The following is a 25,349-nucleotide window of genomic DNA, read 5'->3' as shown; positions in this document are numbered from 1 at the left end:
CGGTCCTTCGACCGTATCCGAGCGTGTTCGGGGCCGCTCGCGCAAGGTCCGGCACACCGGACGAAGCTCCCTTGTGAAGATCATCACAAGCAATATCGGTGCAGTTCAGGCGGCCTTTCTGGACCTGCCCGAGGCCCGTCGTCGCTCGACGACGAGAGCCAGCAGCGCGCCGACCAGCGCGACCCACTCGCTCACCGCAGCCGTGACCTGCTGGACCCCGCCGACCGTCTCTTCCACGGTGAAGAACCCGACCGTCGTCGAGAGGTAGAACGCGCCGAGCGTCGCGACCGAGAAGCCGATCGCCCCGAGCAGCGGCAGCCAGTGGCGCCAGACCAGCACGAGCAGACCGAGCACGAACCCCGCGACCGCGTTGAGCAGGAACAGCGGGCCGACGACCTCGATGTCCTGGTACCCCTGGACGTAGAGGAAGAGGTGCACGTCGGCCGAGAGCAGCAGCCCCGCGGCCGTCACGCCGCGCAGCAGCCAGGCGCCGCGCGGCAGCGGCGGTGGCACGGGTGGTGTGCCCGACGACGGAGCTCCCCCCGGCGTGGACGCTGCGGGGGGTGGGGGATCGGACGCGGCCATGGGGTGCTCCGAGTGCTCGGGTGCGGGTGGGCGGGAAGCCCGGGCGGGACGTCGCGCGCTCGCGCGCGGCGCCGGGCCCGATGCTTCAATTGAAAGACTTCTCGACCCCGGACGCACGGCGGAGGGTGACCATGACCTCGACCTCGCAGCAGACCCCGGACCGGCGCGGCGCCTCGCGAGCGGTCGCCGCGCAGGCCGCGACGGACGGAGCGTGCGCGCCGACCGACCCGGGCCCCGCTCCCCGCGACCGGTTCACCCGACGCGCGGTGCTCGTCTCGGCGGGCGCCGGGGCGGGGGCCCTCGTCCTCGCTGCGTGCTCGGGCGGCGGGGGAGGAGCGAGCACCGCCGGGACGGGCGGCGCGGGTACCGGGACGGGAGGCGGCAGCTCGGCCGGTGCGCCGCCGTCGGGCACCGCGGTCACCGCCACGGGCGACGTGCCGGTGGGTGGCGCGGTGTCGGTCCAGGTCGACGGTGCCCCCTACCTCGTGACGCAGCCCGAGGAGGGGACGTTCGAGGCCTTCAGCGCGATCTGCACGCACCAGGGCTGCACGGTCGCGCCGGGCGACGGCGAGCTCGACTGCCCGTGCCACGGCTCCCGCTTCGACCTGAGCACGGGCGACGTGATCGCCGGTCCGGCGCCCACGCCCCTGCCGCGTCTCGCCGTCACGGTGAGCGGCACCGACGTCGTCACCGCCTGACGGGTCGCGGGCTCGTCCGGCGGGGACCGGACCTCTGCGAGAGGCGGGCGCACCGACCGCCTGCCGGACGTCCACCCGTCCCTCACGGACGGCTTCGTAGACTGTCCTGGTGACCACTCCTCTTCTCGAGTCCCCGGACGACGCACCCCAGGCAGGTGCCTCCACCTCGCAGCCCCGCACGCACGCCGCGGCGCAGGTGCACCTCCCGGTCCGGTCCGAGCACGCGGGGATCGAGCCGTACGGTGCCCCGCAGCTCGACGTGCCCGTCCTGCTCAACGTCAACGAGAACCCCTACGCGCCCTCGGCCGAGGTCGTGGCGACCATCGCGGCCGACGTCGCGACAGCCGCCGCGACGCTCAACCGCTACCCCGACCGCGACTTCCTGGGGCTGCGCCAGGACCTCGCCGACTACCTCGCGGGGGAGTCGGGCGTGCGCGTGGCCCCCGAGCAGGTCTGGGCCGCGAACGGCTCCAACGAGGTCATGCTGCACCTGCTCCAGGCCTTCGGCGGCCCCGGGCGCACCGCGCTCTCGTTCGCGCCGACGTACTCGATGTACCCCGAGTACGCCCGCGACACCTCGACCGCCTGGGTCACCGGGCGGCGCGCGGAGGACTTCACGCTCGACCCCGAGGCCGCACGCGCCGCGATCGTCGCGCACGCCCCCTCGGTGATCCTCCTGGCCAGCCCCAACAACCCGACGGGCACGGCCCTGACGCGCGAGGTCGTCGAGGCCGTGTGCGAGGCGGCGCTCGCGGTCACCCCGCACGGCGCCGAGCCCGGCACGTCGGCCGTCGTCGTGGTCGACGAGGCGTACGGAGAGTTCCGCCGGGCCGGGGTGCCCTCCGCGCTCGAGCTGCTCGAGCGCTACCCGAACCTCGCGGTCTCGCGCACCATGTCCAAGGCGTTCGCGCTGGCAGGCGCCCGCGTGGGCTACCTCGCCGCGTCGACCACGCTGGTCGACGCGCTGCGCGTCGTGCGCCTGCCGTACCACCTGTCGGCCGCGACCCAGGCGGTCGCGCGCGCGGCCCTCAAGCACTCGTCCTCGCTGCTGGCCCAGGTCGACGCCCTGCGCGCCGAGCGGGACGCGACGGTGAACTGGCTGCGGGCCCAGCGTCCCGCGGCCCTGGGCGGCGCCGTGCTGCAGGTCGCCGACTCGGACGCGAACTTCGTCCTGTTCGGCACCTTCCCGGACCGCCACGCGGTCTGGCAGGGCCTGTTGGATCGAGGCGTCCTCATCCGGGAGACTGGTCCCGAAGGTTGGCTGCGGGTGTCGATCGGCACACCGCAGGAGATGACGGCGTTCAAGGACGCCCTGGTGGAGGTGGCAGGACTGTGAAGCGCACCGCGCGCATCGAGCGCGCGACGTCGGAGTCGAGCGTCCTCGTCGAGCTGGACCTCGACGGGACCGGCAAGACGGACATCTCGACGACCGTCCCGTTCTACGACCACATGCTGACGGCCCTCGGCAAGCACTCGCTCATCGACCTCACGGTCCGGGCCACGGGCGACACGCACATCGACGCGCACCACACGGTCGAGGACGTCGCGATCACGATCGGCGAGGCGCTCAAGATCGCGCTCGGCGACAAGGCGGGCATCTCCCGCTTCGGCGACGCCATGGTGCCGCTCGACGAGGCGCTCGCGCTCGCGGTCGTCGACGTCTCGGGCCGTCCGTACCTCGTGCACGAGGGCGAGCCCGCAGGCCAGGAGTACCACCTGATCGGCGGGCACTTCACGGGGTCGCTCACGCGCCACGTGCTCGAGTCGATCGCGCACCACGCCGCGATCTGCATCCACGTGCGCGTGCTCTCGGGCCGCGACCCCCACCACATCGTGGAGGCGCAGTTCAAGGCCCTCGCCCGAGCGCTGCGGTTCGCCGTGGCGCCCGACGCCCGGGTCGACGGCATCCCGTCGACCAAGGGCGCGTTGTGAGCCCCGAGCCCACGACCCCTGCACAGCCCGACGGGTCCGAGCGCGGCCACGAGCTCAGCCACGGACCCGTCGACCAGCCCCACGGCGACCACGCGCCGCGGACGACCGAGACGGACGACATGAGCACCCCGCAGAACCCCGAAGAGCCCGAGCTGGACCTGGTGATCCCGGACGACATCTCGAGCCTGCTCTCCCCGACCTCCGACCCCGAGCTCGCGGTCCTCGTGACCCAGATCGCGGGCGCTGAGCCGCTGGCCGCCGCCTGCTCGCTCGCGCAGCTCGAGATCGACGCCGTGCCCACCGAGATCGGTGCCCTGGCCGTCCTGCACGACCTGACGGGCGACGCCCCGCAGCAGGCCGCGGCCGCGGTCTCGACCCTCGTCAAGGGCGTCCCGCTCATCCTGCTCACGCGCCGCGGCGAGCAGCTCAGCGCGACGCGCTGGCAGGACGGCGTCGAGGGCGACGTGCTCGCCCCGGGGCTCGTCCTCGGCGGTGCGCCCGAGGAGCTCGAGGACCTCGTCACGGGCCAGACGACCGTCGCGGAGCTCTCGGGCGTCGTCCCGAGCGCGGGGATCTCGCGCTGGAAGGCCATGCGCCTGCTCACGTCGACCGCCCGCAAGGCGCGCAAGAAGTGAGCGCCGGACCCGCGGTCGTCGTCCTCGACTACGGCTTCGGCAACGTCCGCTCGGCCGTGCGCGCGCTCGAGCGGGTCGGGGCACAGGTCGAGCTCACGGCCGACCGTGCGCGCGCCTCGGAGGCCGAGGGGCTCGTCGTCCCGGGCGTGGGCGCGTTCGCCGCCGTCATGGCCGGGCTCAAGGCTGTGCGCGGCGACCAGATCGTCGAGCGTCGCCTGGCCGGTGGCCGCGCCGTGCTCGGGATCTGCGTCGGCATGCAGGTCATGTTCGACGAGGGTGACGAGCACGGGACCCTCACCGAGGGGCTCGGCGAGTGGCCCGGCATCGTCGACCGCCTCGACGCGCCCGTCGTCCCGCACATGGGCTGGGACACGGTCCAGGTGCCCGAGGGCTCGGTGCTCTTCGACGGCATCGCGGACGAGCGCTTCTACTTCGTGCACTCGTACGCGGCCCGTCGCTTCCCGCTCGGCGTCGACGAGCCCGTGGGGCCCGCGTTCCGCGCCCCGCTCGTCACCTGGTCCGAGCACGGCGGCCCGTTCGTCGCGGCCGTCGAGAACGGCCCGCTGAGCGCGACCCAGTTCCACCCGGAGAAGTCAGGGGACGCCGGTGCGGCGCTCCTGGAGAACTGGGTCCGCTCGCTCTGACCCGTCCCGGGCGGTGTCCTGCGACCCTGCCCGCTCCATTCATCCCGTCCATCGTTCTCGTGCATTCCCTCGGAAGGACCCCCTCATGACCGATCGTCTCGTCCTGCTGCCCGCCGTCGACGTCGCCGCCGGGCAGGCGGTGCGCCTCGTCCAGGGGGAGGCCGGCTCGGAGACCTCGTACGGTGACCCGCTGTCGGCCGCTCTCGACTGGCAGGCCGGGGGCGCCGAGTGGGTGCACCTCGTCGACCTCGACGCGGCCTTCGGCCGTGGCTCGAACGCCGAGCTGCTGGCCGACGTCGTCGCGCGCCTCGACGTCAAGGTCGAGCTCTCGGGGGGCATCCGCGACGACGAGTCGCTCGCTCGCGCCCTGGCGACGGGCTGCTCGCGCGTCAACCTGGGCACCGCCGCTCTCGAGAACCCCGAGTGGACGGCCAAGGTCATCGCCGAGCACGGCGACGCGATCGCCGTCGGGCTCGACGTGCGCGGCACGACCCTCGCGGCGCGCGGCTGGACCCAGGAGGGCGGCGACCTCTGGGAGGTCCTCGAGCGTCTCGACGCGGCCGGCTGCTCGCGCTACGTCGTGACCGACGTGACCAAGGACGGCACGCTGCGCGGCCCCAACGTCGACCTGCTGCGCGAGGTCGCCTCGCGCACCGACGCGCCCGTGATCGCCTCGGGCGGCATCTCGAGCCTGGCCGACCTCGAGGCGCTGCGTGCGCTGGTCGGCGAGGGCATCGAGGGCGCGATCGTCGGCAAGGCGCTCTACGCAGGCGCCTTCACGCTGCCGCAGGCCCTCGACGTGGCAGGCCGTCCGTGACCTCGGACCCGCACGCCGGTCACGCCCACGCGTCCGGCCAAGCGTTCGACCAAGCGTCCGACCACGGCGCGGCACCGCTGTCGAAGGGCAAGGCGCTGCCGCCGTCCTCCGGGTTCTCCGGGGACGACGGCTCGGCCGACCCGGCGCTGACCGCTGTCCTCGCGGCGTTCGTCGAGGGCGGGGCCGGCCTGACCCAGGTCGTCGCGCAGCTCGGCCGCTCGCGCCTGCTGATCCCGATCCTCGCCGAGCTCGTCACGGCGGGCGAGGGCGAGCACGGGCAGAAGGTCGACAAGGAGGCCGCGGCCGGGGTCGTCGCGCTCGAGGCCCCCGACGGACGGCGTGCCCTCCCGGTGTTCTCGAGCGTCGCGAGCATGGCCGCCTGGCGGCCGGACGCCCGCCCTGTCCCCGTGGACGCGCCGCGGGCCGCGCTGTCGGCCGTGAGCGAGGACTGGTCGCTGCTGGTCCTCGACCCCTCGGGCCCGGTCACGGTCCTGATCCCTCGTCCCGCGGTGTGGGCGCTCGCGCAGGGCAAGGAGTGGGCCCCTGCCGTGGCCGACGGTCAGGTCGTGGCGGACGTCGCCGACGCGATCGCGGGTGCGGTCTCGGGAGTCGAGCACGTCGCGGCCGTCCGTGCCGAGACCGGACGCAGCGCCGAGGTCGCGGTCGTCCTCGCGATCGACTCGGGCCTGGACCGGCGGGGCCTCGATGCTGTCCTCGCCCAGGTCAACGCGGCCCTCGCGGGCAGCGACGTGGTCTCCGAGCGCGTCGACTCGCTCGAGCTGCGCATCGGCCGCGCCGACTGACCCACCTGCGCTGCGCCGTCGGGCATCCTGCGAGGACGCCCGACGGCGCGGACGAGCCCGCGCGGTCCGGTGCGTCCGCCGGCTCGCCCGGCGGGACCGCCTCAGCGGTGGCGACGTCCCAGGACCCAGCCGCCCACGAGGGCGAGCACCACGGCCACGGCCTGCCCACCCAGGATGACCCTGTTGAGGTCGAGCGCGGGATGCCATCGCGCACCCTCCGGGCCCACGACGTACACGCCCAGCGGGCGCACGCTCATGCCGTAGCCCCCGCCGCCGCCGGCTCCCTCGCCGCCTGCGTCGGGGGTGGCGGCCGGGCTCCCGTCGCCCGGTGCCTGCGCGCCGTCTCCCGGCGAACCCACTCCGTAGCCGTAGCCCGTGCCGGTACCGCCCCACACCTTGGCCACCGGCACCACGAGCGTCCCGTCGCGCTCGTAGGCCTCGCCGAAGACCTTGCGCACCGAGAAGGCGTCGTTCGCTGCGCGCGTGACGAACGTGGGGTCGGGCCGTCCTGCCGTGCTGGCGTCGTTGCTCATGCTTCGCAGCCTACGAGCAGGCGGGCAGGGGCGCGAAGGCCGAGGTGTCGTCGAGCATCGACCGCAGCGTCGAGACCGGGACGAGCAACGAGGCGTTGCTCGACTTCGCGTACACGACGCCGATCACCTCGCCGTCCGCGTTGAGCGCCGCGGAGCCCGAGCTGCCGGGCTCGACCTGCGCGTCGGTCACGAGGACCTCGCCGAGGTTCGAGTGCAGCGGGTCCGTGGTGGTCCCCACGACGGTGCCCTGCGTGACCGTGAGCTGCCCGCCCTCGGGGTAGCCCACGACGGTCACGGCCTCGCCCTGGACCGGGTCCGCCGCCGCGAGCGTCGGGGCCGAGGGCAGGTCGTCGCTCGTGCGCACGATCGCGAGGTCCGCGAGGCCGGCCGCGCTGGCCGTCTCGACCTTGATGTCACGACCGTCGTACGTCAGCACCTGGAGCGACTTGGAGCCCTCCACGACGTGCTTGTTCGTGATGAGAGTGCGGTCGTCGAGCGCGAAGCCCGAGCCCGTCGAGAGCGACGAGCACCCGACGTTGCGGATGCGCACGGCCATGCGCTTGACCGCGTCGAACCCGTCCGGGGAGAGGTTCTCCGAGCCCACGGGCTCCGCCTGCTGGGCGAAGCTGGGCACGACCGAGCTGGGCATGGGCTCGGGGAGCTCGGGCAGGACGCCGCAGCCCCCGACCAGCGCCGCGAGCAGCGGGACGGCAGCGAGCAGCGCGGCCGGTCGCGGTCGACGGTGCTGCCCGTCGGCGCTCCGCCTCACTTGTTGAGCTCCTTCTGGAGCTCGGTGTTGGCGTCGGTCGCTGCCTTGCACAGCCCGTCGACCTGGGTCGCGAAGCGCGCGAGGTCGTCGGGGTTGTAGGCGTCGCGGTTGTTGAGGTAGCCGATGAGCTCGTCCTGGGCCGTGGTGCACTGCCCGAGGGCCGCGGCGACCGTGCCCGCGGCCTCGGAGATGCGGGCCTGGTAGTCGAGGTACTGCTGCGAGGCCACGTTCTCGTCGCCGAGCTGCGCCTTCTCGTTCGCGAGCTCGGTGATGCGCTCCTGCGTGGTCGCGAGCTGGGTGCGCGCCGACTCGAGCTCGGTGTTGGCGCCGTCGAGGTCGGCCGTGAGCTGGGCGACGTCCTCGCCCAGGCCGCGCGCCTCGGACTCCCACTGCGCGCTGCGGTCCTGCCAGCTCAGGGTCGTGACCAGGAGGTACGCGCCGAGCCCGAGGGAGGCGAGCAGCGCGACGCTCAGGATGACGATCGCGACGGTCTTGCCGCGTCCCGGGCGGGTGCGCCGGGCGCTGCCCGCCGAGCCGCTGCCGGGAGGACCCGCGGGGCTCGCCCCGGGCAGCGTCGCCGCGGCCTGGTAGGCGGACATCTGCGGAGATGCGTCGTCGGCGGCCAGGGGCCGTGCTGACGTCGGGGTGTGCGCCGGCGCCGGCGGGACGCCGGGAGGAGCGGGCGGGGGAGGACCCGCCGGGCCGCCGGGCGGGGGCACGACGCCGTAGCCCCCGTGCGCGCTGGACGGCGGGGGAGGCGTCGGCTGCCCGCCCGACGGGGTGCTCAACTGACCGCGCCCGTGTACTTCTCGCCCGGGCCCTCGCCCAGGGCGTCGGGGTAGACCGAGGCCTCGCGGAACGCGAGCTGGAGCGTGCGGAGCCCGTCGCGCAGCGAGCGCGCGTGCTGGTTGCCGATGTCCGGGGCGGACGCGGTCACGAGGGCGGCGAGCGCGTTGATGAGCTTGCGCGCCTCGTCGAGGTCCAGGTGGCCCTTCTCGGCGGCGTCCTCGGCCAGGCCGCACTTGACGGCGGCGGCGCTCATGAGGTGGACCGCGGCCGAGGTGATGACCTCGACGGCCGCGACGTCCGCGATGTCCCGGGTGGCGTCCTGGGTGGTGGGGTCGTTCTCGGTTGTCATGGCTCCATCCTTCCAGAGCGCGGCCCGTGCGGGGACCCCGGGCGGCTCGTCATCGGCTGGGGCCCGGCCCAGGGGGAGGCGGACGGTCGGGGCGAGCGGCGCCGTCGGGCCTGGTGCGGTCTCATCGAGGCAAATAGTGTGCCAAGCGCGAGATGACCGGAGTGCGCGCCGTCCCGGACGGGCGGCGGGCCGAACGCCCGGAGGCCGGGCCCGCTGAGCGGACCCGGCCTCCGGGGTGGTGCACAGGCGTCCTGCCCGACGGCGTCGCGCCGGTCGGGAGCGCAGGGTCAGGAGTGCGCGGGCTCCGACGTGACGCCCGGCTCGTCGGCCGCGAGCGGGGCGGCCTCGAGCGCGCTGCGCAGGGCAGCACCGAGGTTCGCGTCGACGTTGGTCCAGTACTGGATCGCACGCTCACGGATCGCCAGGCTCTGGACGCCGCCGACGGCCCCCGTGATGGTCTCGAGGAAGCGGGCCTTGGCCGCGTCGTCGAACACCTCGCGGTAGAGCGTGCCGGCCTGACCGAAGTCGTCGTCCTCGGCGTGCAGCGTCGCCGCGGCCCGCGTCAGCTCGCCGTCCGACTCCCACGACCCGACACCGGCGCGAGCCTCGTCGGCCACGGGGCCGCCCAGGCTGTTGGGGGCGTAGACCGGCGTCGAGGGCGCGTTGAACCCGTGACGCTGGGCCCCGTCCTGCGAGTAGTTGTGGACCGGTGCGGCGTGCGGCGCGTTGACCGGGATCTGGTTGTAGTTGGTGCCCACGCGGTAGCGCTGCGCGTCCGGGTAGGAGAAGACGCGGGCCATCAGCATCTTGTCGGGGCTGATGTCGATGCCCGGGACCGTGTTCGCCGGCGAGAACGCCGCCTGCTCGATCTCCGCGAAGAAGTTCTGCGGGTTGCGGTTGAGCGTGTGCGTGCCGACCTTGATGAGCGGGTAGTCGGCGTGCGGCCAGACCTTCGTCAGGTCGAACGGGTTGAAGCGGTAGGTCTTGGCGTCCTCGTACGGCATGACCTGGACGTGCACGTCCCAGGAGGGGAAGCTGCCGGCCTCGATCGCCTCGTACAGGTCGCGGCGGTAGTAGTCCGCGTCGGCGCCTGCGATGAGCTCGGCCTCCGAGCCCTCCATCTCGACGTTGCCCTGGTTCGACGTGAAGTGGTACTTGACCCAGAAGCGCTCGCCCGCGGCGTTGATCCACTGGTAGGTGTGCGAGCCGAAGCCCGGCATCTCGCGCCACGAGCGCGGCAGGCCGCGGTCGCCCATGAGGTAGGTGACCTGGTGGGCCGACTCGGGGGACAGGGTCCAGAAGTCCCACTGCATGTCGGCGTCACGCAGGCCCGAGCCCGGCAGGCGCTTCTGCGAGTGGATGAAGTCGGGGAACTTGATGCCGTCGCGGATGAAGAAGACGGGGGTGTTGTTGCCGACGATGTCGTAGTTGCCCTCGGTCGTGTAGAACTTCACCGAGAACCCGCGCACGTCGCGCCAGGTGTCGGGGGAGCCCTGCTCGCCCGCGACGCTCGAGAACCGCTGGAGGGTCTCGGTGCGCGCGCCCGGCTGGAACACGGCCGCCCGCGTGTAGGCCGAGACGTCCTCCGTCACGACGAACTCGCCGAACGCGCCGCCACCCTTGGCGTGGACGATGCGCTCCGGGATGCGCTCGCGGTTGAACTGCGCGAGCTTCTCGACCAGGTAGCGGTCGTGCAGCGCGGTCGCGCCGTCCGCCCCGGAGGTCAGGGAGTGGGCATCGCTCGGGACGGGCGTGCCCGTCTGCGTGGTGGTGAAGGGGTTGTTCGTCATCGTCTTCTCCTTCAGGTGAGGGCTCTGTGGGCCCGGTGCCTGCTCGTGGGTAGGGGGCGGTAGGGACAGGTGCTCCGGGGAGCGGTCAGGGGCTGGGGATGGCTCGGCGGGCGGCCGTGGTGCGGTGCCGGGCGTCAGTCCGCGCAGTCGGGGCACAGGCCCCAGTACGTGACCTCGGCCGTGTCGATCGTGAAGCCGTTGTTCCCGCTCGGGATCAGGCACGGGGCGTGACCCACGGCGCAGTCGATGTCGGCGACCGCACCGCACGAGCGGCACACGACGTGGTGGTGGTTGTCGCCCAGCCGACGCTCGTAGCGTGCGGGGTGGCCGGCGGGCTCGATCCGGCGGAGCAGGCCGTGCTCGGTGAGCGCGTTCAGCACGTCGTAGACCGCCTGGACGGACACCGACCCGAGGGCCTCGCGGGTGGCCCGCAGGACGTCGTCCGCGTCGGCGTGCTGCTGCCGGGTCACGACGTCGAGGACCGCCAGGCGCGCAGCCGTGACACGGAGCCCGCTGTCGCGGAGCTCGGTCTCGTGGTCCGCGGGGCGGAGCGTCTTGTCGGTCGGCACGGTCCTACTCTAACCACACTTTCTGGAAGAGTTCCAACAATGGAGGGTGTCCAGCGCGTGTCGAGCCGATGAACGCTCGTGGTGGTCGCGAGGTCCGGCGTGGGATCCTGGGCGGTGCTCGGGCGGCTCCTTCGCGCCGCGCCTTTGCGCGTGCGTGGGGAGGCGGCGTCCGGACGCGGGAGGCGGGACGGCCCGTGCGGGCTGGTCGCTCCTGGTCGTCACTGGACCCCCGCCCGTGCGTGCTATTGTTGGTCGCTGACCGACCCGTAGGTTCTTGTCGAGGCTCCAGCAGGTGCTTCGAGAGGTGGACTACGGGTGCGCAAAGTGGATTCCATCCCACCTGAGCTTCAACTGCTGACGATCGTCACGACAGAGGCCGGGTCTCGGTCCGGAGCGTCGCCGTTCTTCACGGTGACGCGACGGTGTGTTCGTCGCACCCGCGACGACCCGATCGATGGCCTCCTCCCTGCGCTCTGGGACGGGGGCCTTTCCCGTTCCTGGTGGTCTACCGACGACTTCCTAGGAGCATCACATCAGCGAGCCTCGCATCAACGATCGGATCCGTGTCCCCGAGGTCCGACTTGTCGGCCCAGGTGGGGAGCAGGTCGGCGTCGTCCGCATTGAGGTCGCCCTGAGCCTTGCCCAGGACGCTGACCTCGACCTGGTGGAGGTCGCCCCCGACGCACGCCCGCCGGTGTGCAAGCTCATGGACTTCGGCAAGTTCAAGTACGAGTCGGACATGAAGGCCCGTGAGGCTCGCCGCAACCAGGCGAACACGGTCCTCAAGGAGATCCGTTTCCGTCTGAAGATCGACCCGCACGACTACGGCACCAAGAAGGGCCACGTCGAGCGCTTCCTCGCAGCGGGCGACAAGGTCAAGGTCATGATCATGTTCCGCGGCCGTGAGCAGTCGCGCCCGGAGATGGGCATCCGTCTCCTGCAGCGCCTCGCGGAGGACGTCGCGGAGCTCGGCTTCGTCGAGAGCTCGCCCAAGCAGGACGGGCGCAACATGATCATGGTGCTCGGCCCGGTCAAGAAGAAGGCCGAAGCCAAGAACGAGCAGCGTCGCCGCGCCCAGGAGGCCGAGCCCCGCCAGACGAAGTCGGCCGCCAAGGCCGCTCCCGTCGAGGTCTCCGAGGAGCCCGCGGACGGCAACGACGTGCCTTTCGAGGTGCAGGTCGCCGAGGCCGCAGAGATGGTCGCGTCGGCCGAGGCAGCTGCCGCGGTCAAGGCCGCCGCAGCTCCCGAGCCGGCACCGGCGCCCGTCGCCGAGGCCGCTCCCGCAGCAGCCCCCAAGGCGGCAGCGCCCCGCACGTCTGCCCCCAAGGCTGCGCCTCGCACCTCGGCCCCCAAGGCTCCCGCAGCCCCCAAGGCTGCTGCTCCGGCCGCGCCGGCCGCTGCGCCCAAGCCTGCGGTGGCCCCCAAGCCCGTCGCGGTGCCCAAGCCGGCCGCGATGCCCAAGCCTCCGGCTCCCCGGCCGGCAGCGCCCAAGCCCGGTACGGCTGCGAAGCCCAAGCCGGGTGGCAAGCCCAGCTGACCAACTGACACCGAGCCAGGCCCACCGGCCCCGGCCCGAACACGTCGGGTCCCTCCCGGGATCTCGACCAGACAAAGGAGAAACGGCAGCCATGCCGAAGAACAAGACGCACTCCGGCGCCAAGAAGCGGTTCCGCATCACCGGCAGCGGCAAGGTCATGCGCGAGCAGGCCAACAAGCGCCACCTGCTCGAGCACAAGTCGAGCACGCGCACGCGTCGCCTGTCTGCTGACCAGGTCGTCGCCCCCGCAGACGTCAAGAAGATCAAGAAGCTGCTCGGTAAGTGATCTGCCTGGTGGTCGCGCCCCGGCGCTGATCATCGCTGAATCCCTACCTGAGCCCCGAACTGCAAGGAGCATCACGTGGCACGCGTGAAGCGGGCGGTCAACGCCCAGAAGAAGCGCCGTACAACTCTCGAGCGCGCTGCGGGTTACCGCGGCCAGCGTTCGCGTCTCTACCGGAAGGCGAAGGAGCAGGTCACCCACTCCCTCGTCTACTCCTACCGTGACCGCAAGGCGCGCAAGGGCGACTTCCGTCGTCTGTGGATCCAGCGCATCAACGCTGCGTCCCGCGCCCAGGGCCTGACGTACAACCGCCTCATCCAGGGCCTCAAGGCCGCTGGCATCGAGGTCGACCGTCGCGTGCTCGCGGACCTCGCGGTCAACGACGTGACCGTCTTCAACGCGCTCGTCCAGGCCGCCAAGGACGCGCTGCCTGCTGACGTGAACGCTCCGAAGGCTGCTGCCTGATCATCGAGCAGCGACTCTTCTCACCGGACGCCCGCACAGTGAACGATCTGTCCTCAGGTCGCCCCGTACCGTTCTCCCATCGTGTTCCCGAGGTCTCGAACCCTCGGAGCGACCGGGTCAAGGCGGTGCGGGCACTGTCCGGGCGTTCGGCGCGTTCGCGCCACCAGCAGTTCCTCGTCGAGGGGCCGCAGGGAGTGCGCGAGGCCGTCCGGCACGGTGCCCACCTGGTGCGCGACGTGTACGTGACCTCCTCCGCCGCCGAGCGCTACGCGGAGATCGTCGACGACGCCCTGGACCAGCGCCTGTACGTGCACCTCACGACACCTGAGGCGTTCGAGGCCATGAGCCAGGACGCTCAGGGCATCCTGGCCGTCGTCCGGGTCGAGGAGCTCATGCTCGACGAGGTGCTCGCGCGCGGCCCCCGGCTCGTCGCGGTCCTCGCGACCGTCCGTGACCCGGGCAACGCCGGCACGGTCATCCGCGCAGCCGACGCGGCCGGGGCGGACCTGGTGGTGCTCGCGGGCGAGAGCGTCGACGTGCACAACCCCAAGGTCGTGCGCTCGACAGCGGGATCCCTCTTCCACCTCCCGGTCGTGACCGGTGCGGGTCTCGAGGAGACCGTCGACGCGCTGCGCGCCGCCGGGCTCTCGGTCCTCGCGGCGGACGGCGCGGGCGACCATGATCTCGACGACCTCCTCGACGTGGCGGGCAGCGCGCCCAGCGGCACCCCGGACCTGGCCCGACCCACGGCGTGGGTCTTCGGCAACGAGGCCTGGGGGCTGCGCCCTCAGGACCGTGAGCTGTCCGACGCGGTCGTGAGCGTCCCCCTCCGTGGTCTGGCCGAGTCGCTCAACCTGGCGACGGCGGCCACGGTGTGCCTCTACGCCTCGAGCCGGGCGCACCGTCCGCGCGTCACGGACGAGGCCCCGTGAGGGGACGGTCGGCGAGGCTCTTCGCCGCCCTCTACCCCTCGGACGAGGCGCTCGACCACCTGGGCCTGGCACTGTCGGCTCTCGGCGCGGTGGCCCTCGACGACGGTCGGCCGTCGCTGCGCTGGACGCCGCGCGACCTCATGCACCTGACGGTCGCATTCTTCGGCGAGGTCGCCGACGGGGCGGCCGAGGACCTGGGGCGCGCCCTCGACGAGGTTGCGGACACGACCGAGCCCCTCACGCTGCACCTGCGCGGGGCCGGCACCTTCGAGGACCGCATCCTGTTCGCCGGGGTAGGTGGCGACGCGGAGGCGCTGCGCCGCCTGAGCGCCGCGACCGCGGAGGCGGCCTCCGACGTCGGGCTGCGGCTCGACCGACGGCCGCGCCAGCGCGCCCACCTGACCGTGGCGCGCGCCTCCGGGCCGCGCACGAGCGGGCGGCGCAAGACCGACCCGCGCCCCACAGGCCCCGGGCTCGCGGAGCTCGCGCATGCCCTGGCGGTCTACGAGGGGCCACGGTTCACGGCCGACGCGCTGTGCCTGGTCGAGTCGATCCCCGGGGCAGGGCGCAGCGGAGGCCCGTCGTACGAGGTCGTGCGGACCTCGCCGCTCGGCGTGCGTCGTTGACGGGTCGCTGACGAGCTCGGTCAGCCCTGGGCGCCGCCCCAGACGAACGCCGCGACCATGAAGCCGAGCAGCAGGCCGTACGCGCGTGTCCAGCCCCGCAGGGCGCCGGGCACGGGGACGGCGTCCGTGCGTCGGCGGGTCGTGGCGTACCGGACGACCCAGGCGACGACCGTCGCGACCGTCGAGACCCCCAGGGCCATGCCCCCGATCCCCACGGGCAGGAACACCGCCGCGTCGTCGAGCGTCAGCCCGCGCGCCGAGCACGTCCCGAGGTAGGCCGCGCCTACTACGCCGCCCAGCACTAGCATCCACCGGGCCGTCCGCCAGAACCCGGCGGGCGGCTCGTCGCCGTCCGTCGTCGGGCGAAAGGCCGTCCGCGCGGCCGGGTCGGGGTCGCGCACGAGCGCCGCGACGCCCGACGGCGGAGCGTCCGGCGGGCGGTGGGGTGCGGCGTCCGCGGGGCGCGTCCCGGGCGGGGGAGCCGCGGGTCCCGTGAGGTCCGCGTCCCGGGTCGCCGAGAGCGGGTCGGACGGGCCGGGCGTCCCGGCGGGGTAGGCGGGCCAGGGGTCGTCCGGACCGTCGGCGCCCGGGCCGTACCGGTCGTGGTCCTCGTCGCGACGCCCTCTCACGTCGCCAGTCTCTCACCGCGCCTGCCGTGCCCTCGGCGCGTGCTGTGCTCTGCTCTGCTCTGCTCTGCTCTGCTCTGCTCTGCTCTGCTCTGCTCTGCTCTGCTCTGCCCTGCCCACCCTCGCCCCCCGGACCGCGTGTGGGACGATGGGGGCATGCAGCGCGATGATCGCCGATTTACGTGGCCCGCTCGAGGGCCGCGCGGCTGACGCTGCGCACGTCGACCACCGGCCGCCGCACGGCGGCCGCGGATCGACCGGTCGTGCCCCGGCGGGCGCTCTAGAATCTTCAGTTGGACGCGCGAGGTGACCTCTGCGCGTCCGGTCCCGATCCCGCCAGGAAGGCACGCATGTCCACCCCTGATCCGGTACAGCCCGCTGCGCCGTCGCCCCTCGACGGCCCCGCGCTCGAGGTCGTCCTCTCCGAGGCCCTCGCGGCCGTCGAGGCCGCCCGCGACCTCGACGAGCTGAAGTCGGTGCGCCTGCAGCACACCGGCGACCGCAGCGCCCTCGCCCTCGCCAACCGCCAGATCGGCCAGCTCGCCCCCGCTGACAAGGCGGCCGCGGGCAAGCTCCTCGGACCGATCCGTGGGCGCCTCAACCAGGCGCTCGCCGCGCGCACGCTGGTCCTCGAGGCCGAGCGCGACGAGCGGGTCCTCGTCGAGGAGTCGGTCGACGTGACGCTCCCCGTCGACCGCTCTCCCGCGGGGGCACGGCACCCGCTCGAGACGCTCCAGGAGCGCGCGGCCGACTTCTTCACGGCCATGGGCTGGGAGATCGCGGAAGGGCCGGAGATCGAGGCCGAGTGGTTCAACTTCGACGCCCTGAACTTCGGTCCGGACCACCCGGCCCGCCAGATGCAGGACACGTTCTTCCTCCAGACCCCGGCGGGACCCGACGGCGAGCCGGGCGAGCCGTCGAACCTGGTGCTGCGCACGCACACGTCGCCGGTCCAGGCCCGCACGCTCCTCGAGCGCGAGCTGCCCGTGTACATCGCGTGCCCCGGCAAGGTGTTCCGCACCGACGAGCTCGACGCGACGCACACGCCCGTGTTCCACCAGGTCGAGGGCCTCGCGGTCGACAAGGGCCTGACCATGGCGCACCTGCTCGGCACCCTGGACCACTTCGCGAAGGCGATGTTCGGTCCCGAGGCCCGCACGCGCCTGCGCCCCTCGTTCTTCCCCTTCACCGAGCCCAGCGCCGAGATGGACCTGTGGTTCCCCCAGAAGAAGGGCGGGGCCGGCTGGATCGAGTGGGGCGGCTGCGGCATGGTCAACCCGAACGTCCTGCGCTCCGCAGGGATCGACCCCGAGGTCTACTCGGGCTTCGCGTTCGGCATGGGCATCGAGCGCACGCTCATGCTGCGCCACGGAATTGCTGACATGCACGACATGGTGGAGGGCGACGTCCGCTTCTCGACCCAGTTCGGAATGGGGATCTGATGCCGAACATCGTCATCGACTGGCTCGGCGAGCACGTCGAGCTGCCGGCCGACCTGACGGCCGAGACGCTGGCCGCCGCGCTCGTGAAGGTGGGCCTGGAGGAGGAGGCGATCCACGGGTCGTCCGTCACGGGTCCGCTCGTCGTGGGCCAGGTCGTCTCGGTCCAGCCCGAGGAGCAGAAGAACGGCAAGGTCATCAACTGGTGCCAGGTCGACGTCGGGGCGCACAACGTCGACGGCGTCCCGGTCGCCGAGGGCGGGACGCCGCGCGGCATCATCTGCGGCGCGCACAACTTCGGCCCGGGTGACCGGGTCGTCGTCGCGCTGCCCGGTGCCGTGCTGCCCGGACCGTTCCCCATCGCGAGCCGCAAGACCTACGGCCACGTCTCGGACGGCATGATCTGCTCGGCCAAGGAGCTGGGGCTGGGGCAGGACCACGACGGCATCATCGTGCTCGACCGCTACGGGTACTCCCCGGAGACGGGCTACGACACGACGCCCGGCACGGACGCGCTCGAGCTCCTGGGCCTCGGCGACGAGGTCCTCGAGATCAACGTGACGCCGGACCGCGGTTACTGCTTCTCCTACCGCGGCGTGGCACGTGAGTTCTCGCACTCCACGGGCGCGGCCTTCACGGACCGCGGCCTCCCGTCGGGCGACCTGCCGGGCGTGACGCCCGACGGCTTCCCTGTCGAGGTCGAGGACGACGCCCCGATCCACGGCGTGACCGGCTGCGACCGGTTCGTCACGCGCATCGTGCGGGGCATCGACCCGCAGGCGCCGACCCCGGCCTGGATGCAGCGCCGCCTGACGCAGGCCGGCATGCGTCCCATCTCGCTCGCGGTCGACATCACGAACTACGTCATGCTCGACCTCGGCCAGCCGCTGCACGCCTACGACCTCTCGAAGGTCGCAGGCCCGATCGTCGTGCGCCGGGCGCACGCGGGGGAGCGGCTCACGACGCTCGACGGCGTCGACCGTCGGCTCGACGTCGAGGACCTGCTCATCACCGACTCGCCCGAGGGCGCTCGTGCGTCGCGGGTGCTCGGGATCGCGGGCGTCATGGGTGGGGCCTCGAGCGAGGTCGGCGAGACCACGACCGACGTCCTGGTCGAGGCCGCGCACTTCGACCCGATCACCGTCGCGCGCTCGGCCCGTCGCCACAAGCTGCCCTCCGAGGCGGCCAAGCGCTTCGAGCGCGGCGCCGACCCGGCGCTGCCGCCCGTCGCGGCCCAGCGCGTCGTCGACCTCCTCGTCGAGCTCGGTGGAGGCACCGCGGACTCCGCCGTGAGCGACCTCAACACGGTCGCCCCCGTCACGCCCGTCGTCTTCCCGATCGGCGAGGCCGAGCGGCTCGTGGGTGTGGAGTACACCTCGGAACAGGTCCGCGGCGTCCTCGTCGAGATCGGCTGCACGGTCCGCGACCTCGACGGCGGCACGACCCTCGAGGTCACCCCGCCCACGTGGCGCCCGGACCTGACCGGTGCGGCCGAGCTGGTCGAGGAGATCGCCCGCCTCGTCGGCTACGACAAGATCCCGTCGATCCTCCCGCCGGCCCCGGCTGGCCGTGGGCTCACGACCGCGCAGCAGCTCCGCCGCTCGGTCGCGCGCGCCCTCGCGGAGGCCGGGTTCGTCGAGACGCTCAGCTACCCGTTCGTGAACCCGCAGGCGCACGACGACCTGCGCCTTCCCGTGGACGACGAGCGTCGTCGCGCGCTGCGGCTGGTCAACCCGCTCGCGGACGACCACCCCGAGATGCGGACGAACCTGCTCACGACGCTGCTCGGCACGCTCAAGCGCAACGTGGGACGCGGTAACGCAGACCTCGCGATCTTCGAGATCGGCCTCGTGACGCGCCCGGTCGCCGGTGCGCCCGCGGCGCCGCAGCTGCCGGGCGGCGTCCGCCCGAGCGAGCAGGACCTGACCACGTTGCAGGCCGCGGTCCCGCCGCAGCCGCGCCGCGTCGCGGGAGTCCTCACGGGGCAGCGCGACGCCTCGGGCTGGTGGGGCGCAGGTCGCGCCGCCGACTGGACCGACGCGCTCGCGGCCGCCGAGCTCGTGGCCGACCGTGTGGGCGTGGACGTGGTGGTCGTCGCCGACCACGACCACGCGCCGTGGCACCCCGGCCGGACGGCGAGGCTCGAGCTGTCGGACGGGACCGTCGTCGGGCACGCGGGCGAGCTGCACCCCAAGGTGCTCGAGACGCTCGGCCTGCCCGCGCGGACCGTCGCGTTCGAGGTCGACCTGGACGCCCTGATCGCCGCCGCCCCGGAGCAGCCCGTGCAGGCGGCTCCCGTCTCGTCGTTCCCGCTCGCGAAGGAGGACCTGGCGCTCGTCGTCGACGCCTCCGTGCCGGCCTCGGCCGTGCGCGCCGCGATCGAGGAGGGGGCGGGCGACCTGCTCGAGGAGCTCGCGCTCTTCGACGTCTACACCGGCCCCCAGGTCGGCGAGGGCAAGAAGTCCCTCGCGTTCTCGCTGCGCCTGCGCGGCACCGACCGCACCCTGACCGCGGAGGACTCCGCGGCGGTGCGCGCCGCGGCCGTCGCCGCGGCGCACGAGAAGGTCGGGGCCGAGCTGCGTGGCTGACGTCGTGAGCGTCGCCCCCGCGCGTACCGCCCTCGTCACGGGCGGTACGCGCGGGATCGGCCGCGCGGTCGTGCGGGGGCTCGCCGAGGCGGGCCTGGACGTCGCGGTCCTGGGTCGGGACGCGTCCCGCGTGGACGACGTCGTCGCGGAGGTTCGCGCGCTGGGTCGCCGTTCCGTGGGGCTGGTCGCGGACGTCGGTTCGCCCGCGTCGGTGGACGCGGCGGTCGCGCGCGCCGAGGCCGAGCTGGGCGGGATCGACCTCCTGGTCAACAACGCCGGGCGCATCGATGCCGAGGTCCCGCTGTGGGAGGCGGACCCCGACGAGTGGTGGTCCGTCATGGAGACCAACGTGCGCGGGCCCTTCCTGCTCGCACGCGCGGTCGTCCCCCGGATGCTCGCCCGCGGCGGGGGCCGGGTGGTCGACCTCAACTCCGGTGCGGGCTCGCACGACATGGACGGTGCGAGCGCCTACAACGCGAGCAAGACCGCGCTGCTGCGCATGGGGTCGAACCTGCACCTGTCGGGTCATGCCCGGGGGCTGCGGACGTTCGAGGTCTCGCCCGGGGTCGTGCAGACCGACCTGACCGCGTCCATGGACATGCACGTGGGACGCACCGAGTGGACCCCGGTCGAGCGGACGGTCGAGATGATCGTCGCGGTCGCGCGCGGAGAGCTCGACGCGTGGTCGGGGGCGTTCGTCCGGGTCACGCACGACTCTCCCGAGTCGCTGCGAGCCGCGTCCGCCGCCGCCTCCGGCTCGACGGACAGCGTGCCGGGACCGGACGCGCGTCGGTTGCGCGTGACGCGGTTCGGTGACGACGACCCGATGCCGGGGACGCTCCCGGCGCGCTGAACCCGGGCCGCTCGCTTCCCGCGAGCGATCAGAAGGGCCGTTGCTCCTCCGGGAGCAGCGGCCCTTCTCGTCGTCCTCCGTGGTCGGGAGGTGGCCAGGTTCACCCTGCGAGTAGTTGAACTTTCTACTACTCATGGGGAATGCTCGAGGGGCACACCGACCCGGTCGGTGCGGACACCGCCGTTCTGCACCTGCGAGAACGAGCGAGAGGCCCTGCCCGGATGACGATCGACCACCCGACCCGGTTCTGGAACGGCATGACGATCCCGGATGCGGGGACGTTCCTGCTGGACGAGGCCCACAAGCGGGTCGGGTTCCTCGGCAAGCACATGATGGTCTCGCCGGTGCGCGGTGAGCTCACGCGTGCGAGCGCCACGATCGTCGTCGGGGCCGACCCCCTCGCGTCCACGGTCTCCGCGACCATGGACGCGACGAGCCTCACGACCCACCACGACGAGCGCGACGGGCACCTGCGCAGCGCCGACTTCCTGGACGTCGAGCGATTCCCGACCGTCGAGTTCCGCAGCACGTCGGTGCGCTGGCAGGGCCCGCAGGACGACGCCATGCTCAGCTGGGCGCGCCTGCGCAACCGTTCGCCCGAGCGCTCCGAGGTCCCTGCGGCCAGGATCCAGGGGGCCGGTGCGGGGCACTTCGTCGTGAGCGGGCTGCTCACGATCCGGGGCGTGACCCTGCCGATCGATCTGACCATGCAGTTCGGCGGGGCGCGGCGAGACCCGTACGGCCGCGACATCTTCGGGTTCAGCGCCTCGGGCACGTTCGACCGCGAGGCCTACGGGCTCGTGTGGAACGTCGTGCTGGAGACCGGCGGGCTGCTGGTGGGCAAGAAGGTCGAGATCGAGATCGCCGGCGAGGCGATCCGGCAGGACTGAGCGACTGTCGCTCGTCGCGCGTTGGTCAGGAGTGGCGGCGTCCGCGGGACGCCCCGAACGGACCACCCACGAACAGCCCCAGGCCGAGCACGAACCCGAAGTCGTACCAGTTCCCGTTGTTGTGGACCTCGTAGATGTTCACCGTGTCGGTGAACAGCGAGATCACGAAGGTCACGGGCACGATGATGCCCTGCCACAGGCCCAGCCAGAACCCCGCCGGGCTGCCGTCCGCGGTGGGCGTCCCGACGTCGGGGTTGGGCCCAGGCGCGCACGCGGAGAGGACGAGGGCCGCGCCGACCAGTGCCACGGCGAGGACAAGCCGTCGACGGCCGCGGTCCGGAGCGACCTCCGAGCGGGGCCCAGGTGAGACGTCGTTCCCGTGCGTCGAGCTCATGACCGGCCTCCTCGTCGTGGGGCCGTCCTGGCCCACCTCCAGGATCCGCCGAGCATCGCGCGGGCTCAACCGCGCGGGCTCAACCGGGCGTGGCAGTCGGGCCGTCAGCCCGTCGCCGGCAGTCGCCTCGTCCCACCGATCACAAGCGTGACGTCGACGTCGACGTCGGCGAGCCCCGCCTCGTCGAGCGCTGCGCGCAGGGTGGCGGCATCGGCCTCGGGGGCCGGGCCGATCGCTTCGATCCTCAGGACCGACCCGCTGAACGAGATCCCGGTGATCGTCCAGCTCTCCTGCTCGGCCCACGCCTGGGCCACAGGGGCCGCGGCGATCTTGTCCGCGTTCTGCCGCAGGACGTGCTGGCTGATGGTGCTGAGGGGAACCGCGACGAGGAGCAGGGCAGCGGCGACCGTGACGAGGCTCGCACCCCGCAGGGGGCCGACGAACCGCTCGGTCTCGCCCGCGGCCGTGCGGACCTGGAAGAGCAGGAAGACGATCGTGCCGGTCGCGATGATCGCCGCGACGTTGGTCGCGAACAGCAGCAGCGCCCCCAAGGCCTGGTTCGGGGCCCCGGACTCGAGCGTGAGGCCGACGACCGCGAGCGGCGGGACGAGAGAGATCGCGATGGCGACGCCCGGCAGGGCGTCCGACACGTCGGCGCGCACCAGGGCGAACGCACCGACGGCCCCGGTCGCGAGCGCCGCGAGCAGGTCGATGAGCTGGGGCGTCACGCGGCCCGCGACCTGGCTGTTGGTCGCCGCGACGATCTCGATCGGGACGAACAGCCCGACGACGTACCCGGTCGCGACCACCCCCGCGGCGCCCGCGATGACCAGGAGCGCCGACGAGGTCAGGTTCCGGTGGTCGTTGAGGACGATCGCGAGCGCGGTCCCGACGATGGGCGTCATGAGGGGCGCGACGATCATGGCGCCGATCACGGTGGCCGTGCTGTCGGCTGCGACGCCCGCCGACGCGATGATCGCGGCGAGGATCAGCAGGGTCCAGAACGTGGCCTGACGCGACCGGGAGGACGGCCCCTCGCTGATGAACAGCGCGGACGTCATCCGCTGGACGTCGGCCGTGGTGACGCGCATGCTGCCTCCCGGGGCGTCTGAGTGTCCCCAGCATCACAGGGGGTCGGCGCTCGCGCTCGGTGTACCGGTGCGGACACGGCGCACGCGCTGCCAGGTCTTCAGGGACTTGCGTGCCGCGCTCGCGACCGTGCTGCCGTTCGCGATGGCCACGGTCTCCTCCGCAGGGTCTGCTGCGATGTGGAGCAGCCGCTCGTGGACACGCTCGCTCCCGGTCCTCCCGAGGGCACGGACCGCCCAGTACCGGGTGTCGACGTCGGGTGCGCACGCCTGGTCGAGGAGCCAGACCGACTGGACGGGGTCGATCGAGCCCAGGGCGTTCGCGACGTACCCCAGGAGCGGGAACCGGTGCTCGACGAGCTCGCGGCGCAGCGCGTCGACGGCGTCCGCGCCCCCGAGACCGGCCAGCGCTCCGGCCGCGGCCTCCCGCACGACGTGCTCGGGGTCGCGGAGCCGGGCGACGAGGTGCGGCACTGCCTCGTGCGCGTCCAGGTCACCGAGCACCTCGCAGCCGACACTCCGCTCGGAGGTGACGGGGGAGCCGAGCAGGGCGAGGGCGTAGGGGACGGCTCCCCGGAATCCCGCCCGAGCGCACGCGGCCGTGAGGTACCAGGTGGCCGAGACCCCGGACTCGAGGGCGCGCATCATCGCCGGTTCGAGCGATGGGTTCGCGAAGGCGTAGAGGCGGTTGAGAGTCCGCTCGAACGTGCCGATCGGGTATCGCTCGACGTGCAGCACGACGTCGCGCAGGGCGTCGACGGCGCCCTGGTCGTCGTCCATGGCTCGCTCGGCGGCGTCGTCGACCGCGTCCTCGTGGACCTCGGGGTCCGGGTCGAGGAGCCGGGCGACCAGGTCGTCGGTCATCGCGAGGCCGAGGGGCGCGAGCGACGACGGCGAGAGGGAGCGGAGCGAACCATGCGGTGAGCATAGAGGCGGGCGACGCCTCAGGTGCCGCCACCAGGCGGACCGCCGCCGGCAGGACGCCCCTCGCCCGCTAGAGTTCCCTGCCATGACACGGGGTGCCCGCTCCCACGAGCCGGGCTGAGAACACACCCGTCGAACCTGATCTAGCTAGCACTAGCGAAGGGATGTCGGCAATGTCGCTTGCTGCCACCGCACCTGTCCTGCCCACCCCCACCCCCGCACCTGCGCCGGGGACCCGGGGTGCGACCGAGCACGGCGTGTCGCCGGGGGCCGAGGCCTCCCGCCCCCGCGTCCTGTCCATCGCGGGCACCGACCCGACGGGAGGTGCCGGGATCCAGGCCGACCTCAAGGCGTTCGCGGCGCACGGCGCGTACGGCATGGCGGTCACGACCGCCCTGGTCGCGCAGAACACGCACGGCGTCCGCACGGTCCACGTCCCGGGTGCGGACTTCCTCACCGAGCAGCTCGACGCGGTCTCGGACGACGTCACGATCGACGCGGTCAAGATCGGCATGGTCGCCGACGAGCCGAACGCACGCGCGATCGCCGCGTGGCTTCGTCGTGTGCAGCCGCCGTTCGTCGTGCTCGACCCCGTCATGGTTGCCACGAGCGGCCACCGCCTCCTCGACGAGGAGGCCGAGCAGGCTGTGCGCGAGCTGGTCGCGCTCGCCGACCTCGTGACCCCCAACCTCCCCGAGCTCGCCGTCCTCGTCGGCGAGCAGGCCGCGACCACCTGGCCCGACGCCCTCGCCCAGGCGAGGCGCCTGCACGCGGCGAGCGGCGCCGTCGTGCTCCTGAAGGGTGGTCACCTCACCGGGGAGGAGTCGCCCGACGCCCTGGTGGGCGCGCGCGGGCCCGACGACGTCACGACCTTCGCGGCGGCCCGCATCGACACCGTGCACACCCACGGGACCGGGTGCTCGCTGTCGGCGGCGGTCGCCGCCCTGCGTCCCCGACGGGACGGCTGGGAGAGCGCGACGCGCGACGCGAAGACCTGGTTGACCGGCGCGCTGCGGGCCGGGGGAGCGTTGGCGGTGGGCACGGGCCGCGGACCCGTCGACCACCTGGCGCACCTGCCCACGCTGGGCAGGCAGGTGTTCTCCGAGGAGGCCTGGGAGCGGATCGAGGGGTGGCGCGAGGCCGTCGAGAGCATGGGGTTCGTGCGGGCGCTCGCGGACGGGAGCCTCGCCGCCGAGGACTTCGGGTTCTACCTCGCGCAGGACGCCGCGTACCTCGCCGAGTACTCGCGCGTGCTGTCGCGGGCGAGCCAGCTCGCGCCGACGCCCGAGGCCCGGCAGTTCTTCGCGGGGGCGGCAGTCGAGTCGCTCGAGGTCGAGCAGGCGCTGCACCGTGACTGGTTGGGCGAGCACGTCGGGATGGACCGGGGGGCGGTCGAGAGCGTCGACCCCTCTCCCGTGACCGCCGCCTACACCAACCACCTGCACGCGGCGTCGAACGGGTCGTACGCGGAGACCGTCGCGGCGCTGCTGCCGTGCTACTGGCTGTACTCGTACATCGGCGACGTCCTGGTGCGCCGGGCGGGGGACCTCGACGGGCATCCTTACGCGCGCTGGATCTCGCTCTACGGCGACCCGGCCTTCCAGGAGGCGACACGCACCGCGTGCTCGTTCGCCGACGAGGCCGCGCGCTGGGCCTCGCCCGCCGAGCGCGAACGTATGCTGCGCGCGTTCGAGCTGTCCTCGATGCACGAGTACCTGTTCTTCGAGCAGGGGCTGACCCGGCCGACCTGGCCCGAGGCGCCGGTCGGGGGCGCCGAGAAGTGAGCAGATG

The 25,349-nt window shown here is 73.1% G+C and carries 28 protein-coding genes and 1 riboswitch; of the genes, 17 read left to right on the top strand and 11 right to left on the bottom strand.

Annotated elements, in window-relative coordinates:
* Positions 1-105 precede the first annotated feature (105 nt).
* Positions 106-513, bottom strand: coding sequence for a hypothetical protein (locus tag ASE15_RS05080; protein WP_157257480.1), 408 nt, complete (start codon positions 511-513; stop codon positions 106-108).
* Positions 514-716: 203 nt separating this feature from the next.
* Between ASE15_RS05080 and ASE15_RS05075 the strand changes: the two genes are divergently transcribed.
* The 7 genes from ASE15_RS05075 to ASE15_RS05045 all read left to right on the top strand — a co-directional run bounded on the left by ASE15_RS05075 (position 717) and on the right by ASE15_RS05045 (position 6,114).
* The gene (locus tag ASE15_RS05075; RefSeq protein ID WP_082608729.1) at positions 717-1,283 is read left to right on the top strand and encodes a Rieske (2Fe-2S) protein; all 567 of its coding nucleotides are present in this window, start codon (positions 717-719) and stop codon (positions 1,281-1,283) included.
* 196 nt (positions 1,284-1,479) lie between these two features.
* Positions 1,480-2,619 carry a histidinol-phosphate transaminase gene (locus ASE15_RS05070; protein ID WP_056649074.1) on the top strand — a complete coding sequence of 380 codons (1,140 nt, stop codon included), beginning with the start codon at positions 1,480-1,482 and terminating at the stop codon, positions 2,617-2,619.
* Positions 2,616-3,215, top strand: a complete 600-nt coding sequence (gene hisB, locus ASE15_RS05065; RefSeq protein ID WP_056648875.1) for an imidazoleglycerol-phosphate dehydratase HisB — start codon at positions 2,616-2,618, stop codon at positions 3,213-3,215. Before ASE15_RS05070 ends, hisB begins: the two co-directional genes overlap by 4 nt.
* The gene (locus tag ASE15_RS05060; RefSeq protein ID WP_235534189.1) at positions 3,212-3,850 is read left to right on the top strand and encodes a hypothetical protein; all 639 of its coding nucleotides are present in this window, start codon (positions 3,212-3,214) and stop codon (positions 3,848-3,850) included. The genes hisB and ASE15_RS05060 overlap by 4 nt, the downstream gene beginning before the upstream one ends.
* The gene (hisH, locus tag ASE15_RS05055; protein ID WP_056648877.1) at positions 3,847-4,494 is read left to right on the top strand and encodes an imidazole glycerol phosphate synthase subunit HisH; all 648 of its coding nucleotides are present in this window, start codon (positions 3,847-3,849) and stop codon (positions 4,492-4,494) included. The genes ASE15_RS05060 and hisH overlap by 4 nt, the downstream gene beginning before the upstream one ends.
* A gap of 85 nt (positions 4,495-4,579) precedes the next feature.
* Positions 4,580-5,311 (top strand): bifunctional 1-(5-phosphoribosyl)-5-((5-phosphoribosylamino)methylideneamino)imidazole-4-carboxamide isomerase/phosphoribosylanthranilate isomerase PriA, encoded by a 732-nt coding sequence (gene priA, locus ASE15_RS05050; RefSeq protein WP_056648878.1) that lies wholly within the window; start codon positions 4,580-4,582, stop codon positions 5,309-5,311.
* Entirely contained in the window at positions 5,308-6,114 is an 807-nt protein-coding gene (locus tag ASE15_RS05045) for an SseB family protein (protein ID WP_369800562.1), read from the top strand. The genes priA and ASE15_RS05045 overlap by 4 nt, the downstream gene beginning before the upstream one ends.
* A 101-nt stretch (positions 6,115-6,215) precedes the next feature.
* Here the strand turns inward: ASE15_RS05045 and ASE15_RS05040 are convergent, their stop codons facing one another.
* From ASE15_RS05040 to ASE15_RS05015, 6 genes are all read right to left on the bottom strand, one after another.
* Positions 6,216-6,647, bottom strand: a complete 432-nt coding sequence (locus ASE15_RS05040) for a spore germination protein GerW family protein (RefSeq protein WP_056648880.1) — start codon at positions 6,645-6,647, stop codon at positions 6,216-6,218.
* Positions 6,648-6,657: 10 nt separating this feature from the next.
* Positions 6,658-7,416: a serine protease gene (locus tag ASE15_RS05035; RefSeq protein WP_231907552.1), complete on the bottom strand. Its 759-nt coding sequence runs from the start codon at positions 7,414-7,416 to the stop codon at positions 6,658-6,660.
* Positions 7,413-8,015 (bottom strand): hypothetical protein, encoded by a 603-nt coding sequence (locus ASE15_RS05030; protein WP_235534188.1) that lies wholly within the window; start codon positions 8,013-8,015, stop codon positions 7,413-7,415. Before ASE15_RS05030 ends, ASE15_RS05035 begins: the two co-directional genes overlap by 4 nt.
* 185 nt (positions 8,016-8,200) lie before the next feature.
* On the bottom strand, positions 8,201-8,554 hold the full coding sequence (locus ASE15_RS05025) for a DUF1844 domain-containing protein (RefSeq protein WP_056648882.1): 354 nt from the start codon (positions 8,552-8,554) through the stop codon (positions 8,201-8,203).
* A 287-nt stretch (positions 8,555-8,841) separates the two neighbouring features.
* On the bottom strand, positions 8,842-10,344 hold the full coding sequence (locus ASE15_RS05020) for a catalase (RefSeq protein ID WP_056648885.1): 1,503 nt from the start codon (positions 10,342-10,344) through the stop codon (positions 8,842-8,844).
* Between the two features lie 134 nt (positions 10,345-10,478).
* Entirely contained in the window at positions 10,479-10,913 is a 435-nt protein-coding gene (locus tag ASE15_RS05015) for a Fur family transcriptional regulator (protein WP_056648887.1), read from the bottom strand.
* Between the two features lie 532 nt (positions 10,914-11,445).
* Between ASE15_RS05015 and infC the strand changes: the two genes are divergently transcribed.
* From infC to thpR, 5 genes are all read left to right on the top strand, one after another.
* Complete coding sequence (infC, locus tag ASE15_RS05010; RefSeq protein ID WP_082608730.1) at positions 11,446-12,450, top strand: translation initiation factor IF-3; 1,005 nt, start codon at positions 11,446-11,448, stop codon at positions 12,448-12,450.
* 91 nt (positions 12,451-12,541) lie between these two features.
* Positions 12,542-12,736, top strand: a complete 195-nt coding sequence (gene rpmI / locus ASE15_RS05005) for a 50S ribosomal protein L35 (RefSeq protein ID WP_030150472.1) — start codon at positions 12,542-12,544, stop codon at positions 12,734-12,736.
* 75 nt (positions 12,737-12,811) lie between these two features.
* Complete coding sequence (gene rplT, locus ASE15_RS05000; protein WP_030150471.1) at positions 12,812-13,198, top strand: 50S ribosomal protein L20; 387 nt, start codon at positions 12,812-12,814, stop codon at positions 13,196-13,198.
* Positions 13,199-13,236: 38 nt separating this feature from the next.
* Complete coding sequence (locus ASE15_RS04995) at positions 13,237-14,130, top strand: RNA methyltransferase (RefSeq protein ID WP_235534187.1); 894 nt, start codon at positions 13,237-13,239, stop codon at positions 14,128-14,130.
* Complete coding sequence (thpR, locus tag ASE15_RS04990) at positions 14,127-14,756, top strand: RNA 2',3'-cyclic phosphodiesterase (protein WP_056648892.1); 630 nt, start codon at positions 14,127-14,129, stop codon at positions 14,754-14,756. The genes ASE15_RS04995 and thpR overlap by 4 nt, the downstream gene beginning before the upstream one ends.
* A gap of 20 nt (positions 14,757-14,776) precedes the next feature.
* On the opposite strand, the gene ASE15_RS04985 is transcribed toward thpR, so the two are convergent.
* Complete coding sequence (locus ASE15_RS04985; RefSeq protein ID WP_056648894.1) at positions 14,777-15,385, bottom strand: hypothetical protein; 609 nt, start codon at positions 15,383-15,385, stop codon at positions 14,777-14,779.
* Positions 15,386-15,732: 347 nt separating this feature from the next.
* Between ASE15_RS04985 and pheS the strand changes: the two genes are divergently transcribed.
* From pheS to ASE15_RS04965, 4 genes are all read left to right on the top strand, one after another.
* Positions 15,733-16,824, top strand: coding sequence for a phenylalanine--tRNA ligase subunit alpha (pheS, locus tag ASE15_RS04980; RefSeq protein ID WP_056648897.1), 1,092 nt, complete (start codon positions 15,733-15,735; stop codon positions 16,822-16,824).
* Positions 16,824-19,409 carry a phenylalanine--tRNA ligase subunit beta gene (gene pheT, locus ASE15_RS04975; protein ID WP_056648899.1) on the top strand — a complete coding sequence of 862 codons (2,586 nt, stop codon included), beginning with the start codon at positions 16,824-16,826 and terminating at the stop codon, positions 19,407-19,409. The genes pheS and pheT overlap by 1 nt, the downstream gene beginning before the upstream one ends.
* 4 nt (positions 19,410-19,413) lie before the next feature.
* Positions 19,414-20,262 (top strand): SDR family NAD(P)-dependent oxidoreductase, encoded by an 849-nt coding sequence (locus ASE15_RS04970; RefSeq protein ID WP_235534184.1) that lies wholly within the window; start codon positions 19,414-19,416, stop codon positions 20,260-20,262.
* A 221-nt stretch (positions 20,263-20,483) separates the two neighbouring features.
* A complete protein-coding gene (locus ASE15_RS04965; RefSeq protein WP_056648903.1) occupies positions 20,484-21,152 on the top strand; it encodes a YceI family protein in 669 nt (222 codons plus the stop codon).
* A 25-nt stretch (positions 21,153-21,177) separates the two neighbouring features.
* Here the strand turns inward: ASE15_RS04965 and ASE15_RS04960 are convergent, their stop codons facing one another.
* The 3 genes from ASE15_RS04960 to ASE15_RS04950 form a co-directional block, all read right to left on the bottom strand.
* Positions 21,178-21,546 carry a hypothetical protein gene (locus ASE15_RS04960; protein WP_082608732.1) on the bottom strand — a complete coding sequence of 123 codons (369 nt, stop codon included), beginning with the start codon at positions 21,544-21,546 and terminating at the stop codon, positions 21,178-21,180.
* Positions 21,547-21,650: 104 nt separating this feature from the next.
* Positions 21,651-22,637: a DUF389 domain-containing protein gene (locus ASE15_RS04955; protein WP_056761975.1), complete on the bottom strand. Its 987-nt coding sequence runs from the start codon at positions 22,635-22,637 to the stop codon at positions 21,651-21,653.
* 33 nt (positions 22,638-22,670) lie between these two features.
* Positions 22,671-23,498, bottom strand: a complete 828-nt coding sequence (locus tag ASE15_RS04950) for a HEAT repeat domain-containing protein (protein WP_056761973.1) — start codon at positions 23,496-23,498, stop codon at positions 22,671-22,673.
* A 141-nt stretch (positions 23,499-23,639) separates the two neighbouring features.
* A riboswitch (TPP riboswitch) is annotated at positions 23,640-23,740 on the top strand.
* On the opposite strand from ASE15_RS04950, the gene thiD reads away from it, so the two are divergent.
* The gene (thiD, locus tag ASE15_RS04945; RefSeq protein ID WP_082608733.1) at positions 23,732-25,342 is read left to right on the top strand and encodes a bifunctional hydroxymethylpyrimidine kinase/phosphomethylpyrimidine kinase; all 1,611 of its coding nucleotides are present in this window, start codon (positions 23,732-23,734) and stop codon (positions 25,340-25,342) included. (Overlaps the previous riboswitch by 9 nt.)
* Positions 25,343-25,349: the final 7 nt, after the last annotated feature.

Source organism: Oerskovia sp. Root22 (assembly GCF_001429135.1).
GTDB lineage: Bacteria > Actinomycetota > Actinomycetes > Actinomycetales > Cellulomonadaceae > Oerskovia > Oerskovia enterophila.
The sequence above is the reverse complement of the archived record's forward strand: the minus strand, read 5'-3'. Positions and strand labels throughout refer to the sequence as shown.

Coding starts and splice junctions, on each gene's coding strand:
- ASE15_RS05075 (WP_082608729.1), top strand. CDS start 717: ATGACCTCGACCTCGCAGCAGACCCCGGACCGGCGCGGCGCCTCGCGA.
- priA (WP_056648878.1), top strand. CDS start 4,580: ATGACCGATCGTCTCGTCCTGCTGCCCGCCGTCGACGTCGCCGCCGGG.
- ASE15_RS05040 (WP_056648880.1), bottom strand. CDS start 6,647: ATGAGCAACGACGCCAGCACGGCAGGACGGCCCGACCCCACGTTCGTC.
- ASE15_RS05030 (WP_235534188.1), bottom strand. CDS start 8,015: ATGTCCGCCTACCAGGCCGCGGCGACGCTGCCCGGGGCGAGCCCCGCG.
- ASE15_RS05025 (WP_056648882.1), bottom strand. CDS start 8,554: ATGACAACCGAGAACGACCCCACCACCCAGGACGCCACCCGGGACATC.
- ASE15_RS05020 (WP_056648885.1), bottom strand. CDS start 10,344: ATGACGAACAACCCCTTCACCACCACGCAGACGGGCACGCCCGTCCCG.
- rpmI (WP_030150472.1), top strand. CDS start 12,542: ATGCCGAAGAACAAGACGCACTCCGGCGCCAAGAAGCGGTTCCGCATC.
- pheS (WP_056648897.1), top strand. CDS start 15,733: ATGTCCACCCCTGATCCGGTACAGCCCGCTGCGCCGTCGCCCCTCGAC.
- pheT (WP_056648899.1), top strand. CDS start 16,824: ATGCCGAACATCGTCATCGACTGGCTCGGCGAGCACGTCGAGCTGCCG.
- ASE15_RS04965 (WP_056648903.1), top strand. CDS start 20,484: ATGACGATCGACCACCCGACCCGGTTCTGGAACGGCATGACGATCCCG.
- ASE15_RS04960 (WP_082608732.1), bottom strand. CDS start 21,546: ATGAGCTCGACGCACGGGAACGACGTCTCACCTGGGCCCCGCTCGGAG.
- ASE15_RS04955 (WP_056761975.1), bottom strand. CDS start 22,637: ATGCGCGTCACCACGGCCGACGTCCAGCGGATGACGTCCGCGCTGTTC.
- ASE15_RS04950 (WP_056761973.1), bottom strand. CDS start 23,498: ATGACCGACGACCTGGTCGCCCGGCTCCTCGACCCGGACCCCGAGGTC.
- thiD (WP_082608733.1), top strand. CDS start 23,732: ATGTCGCTTGCTGCCACCGCACCTGTCCTGCCCACCCCCACCCCCGCA.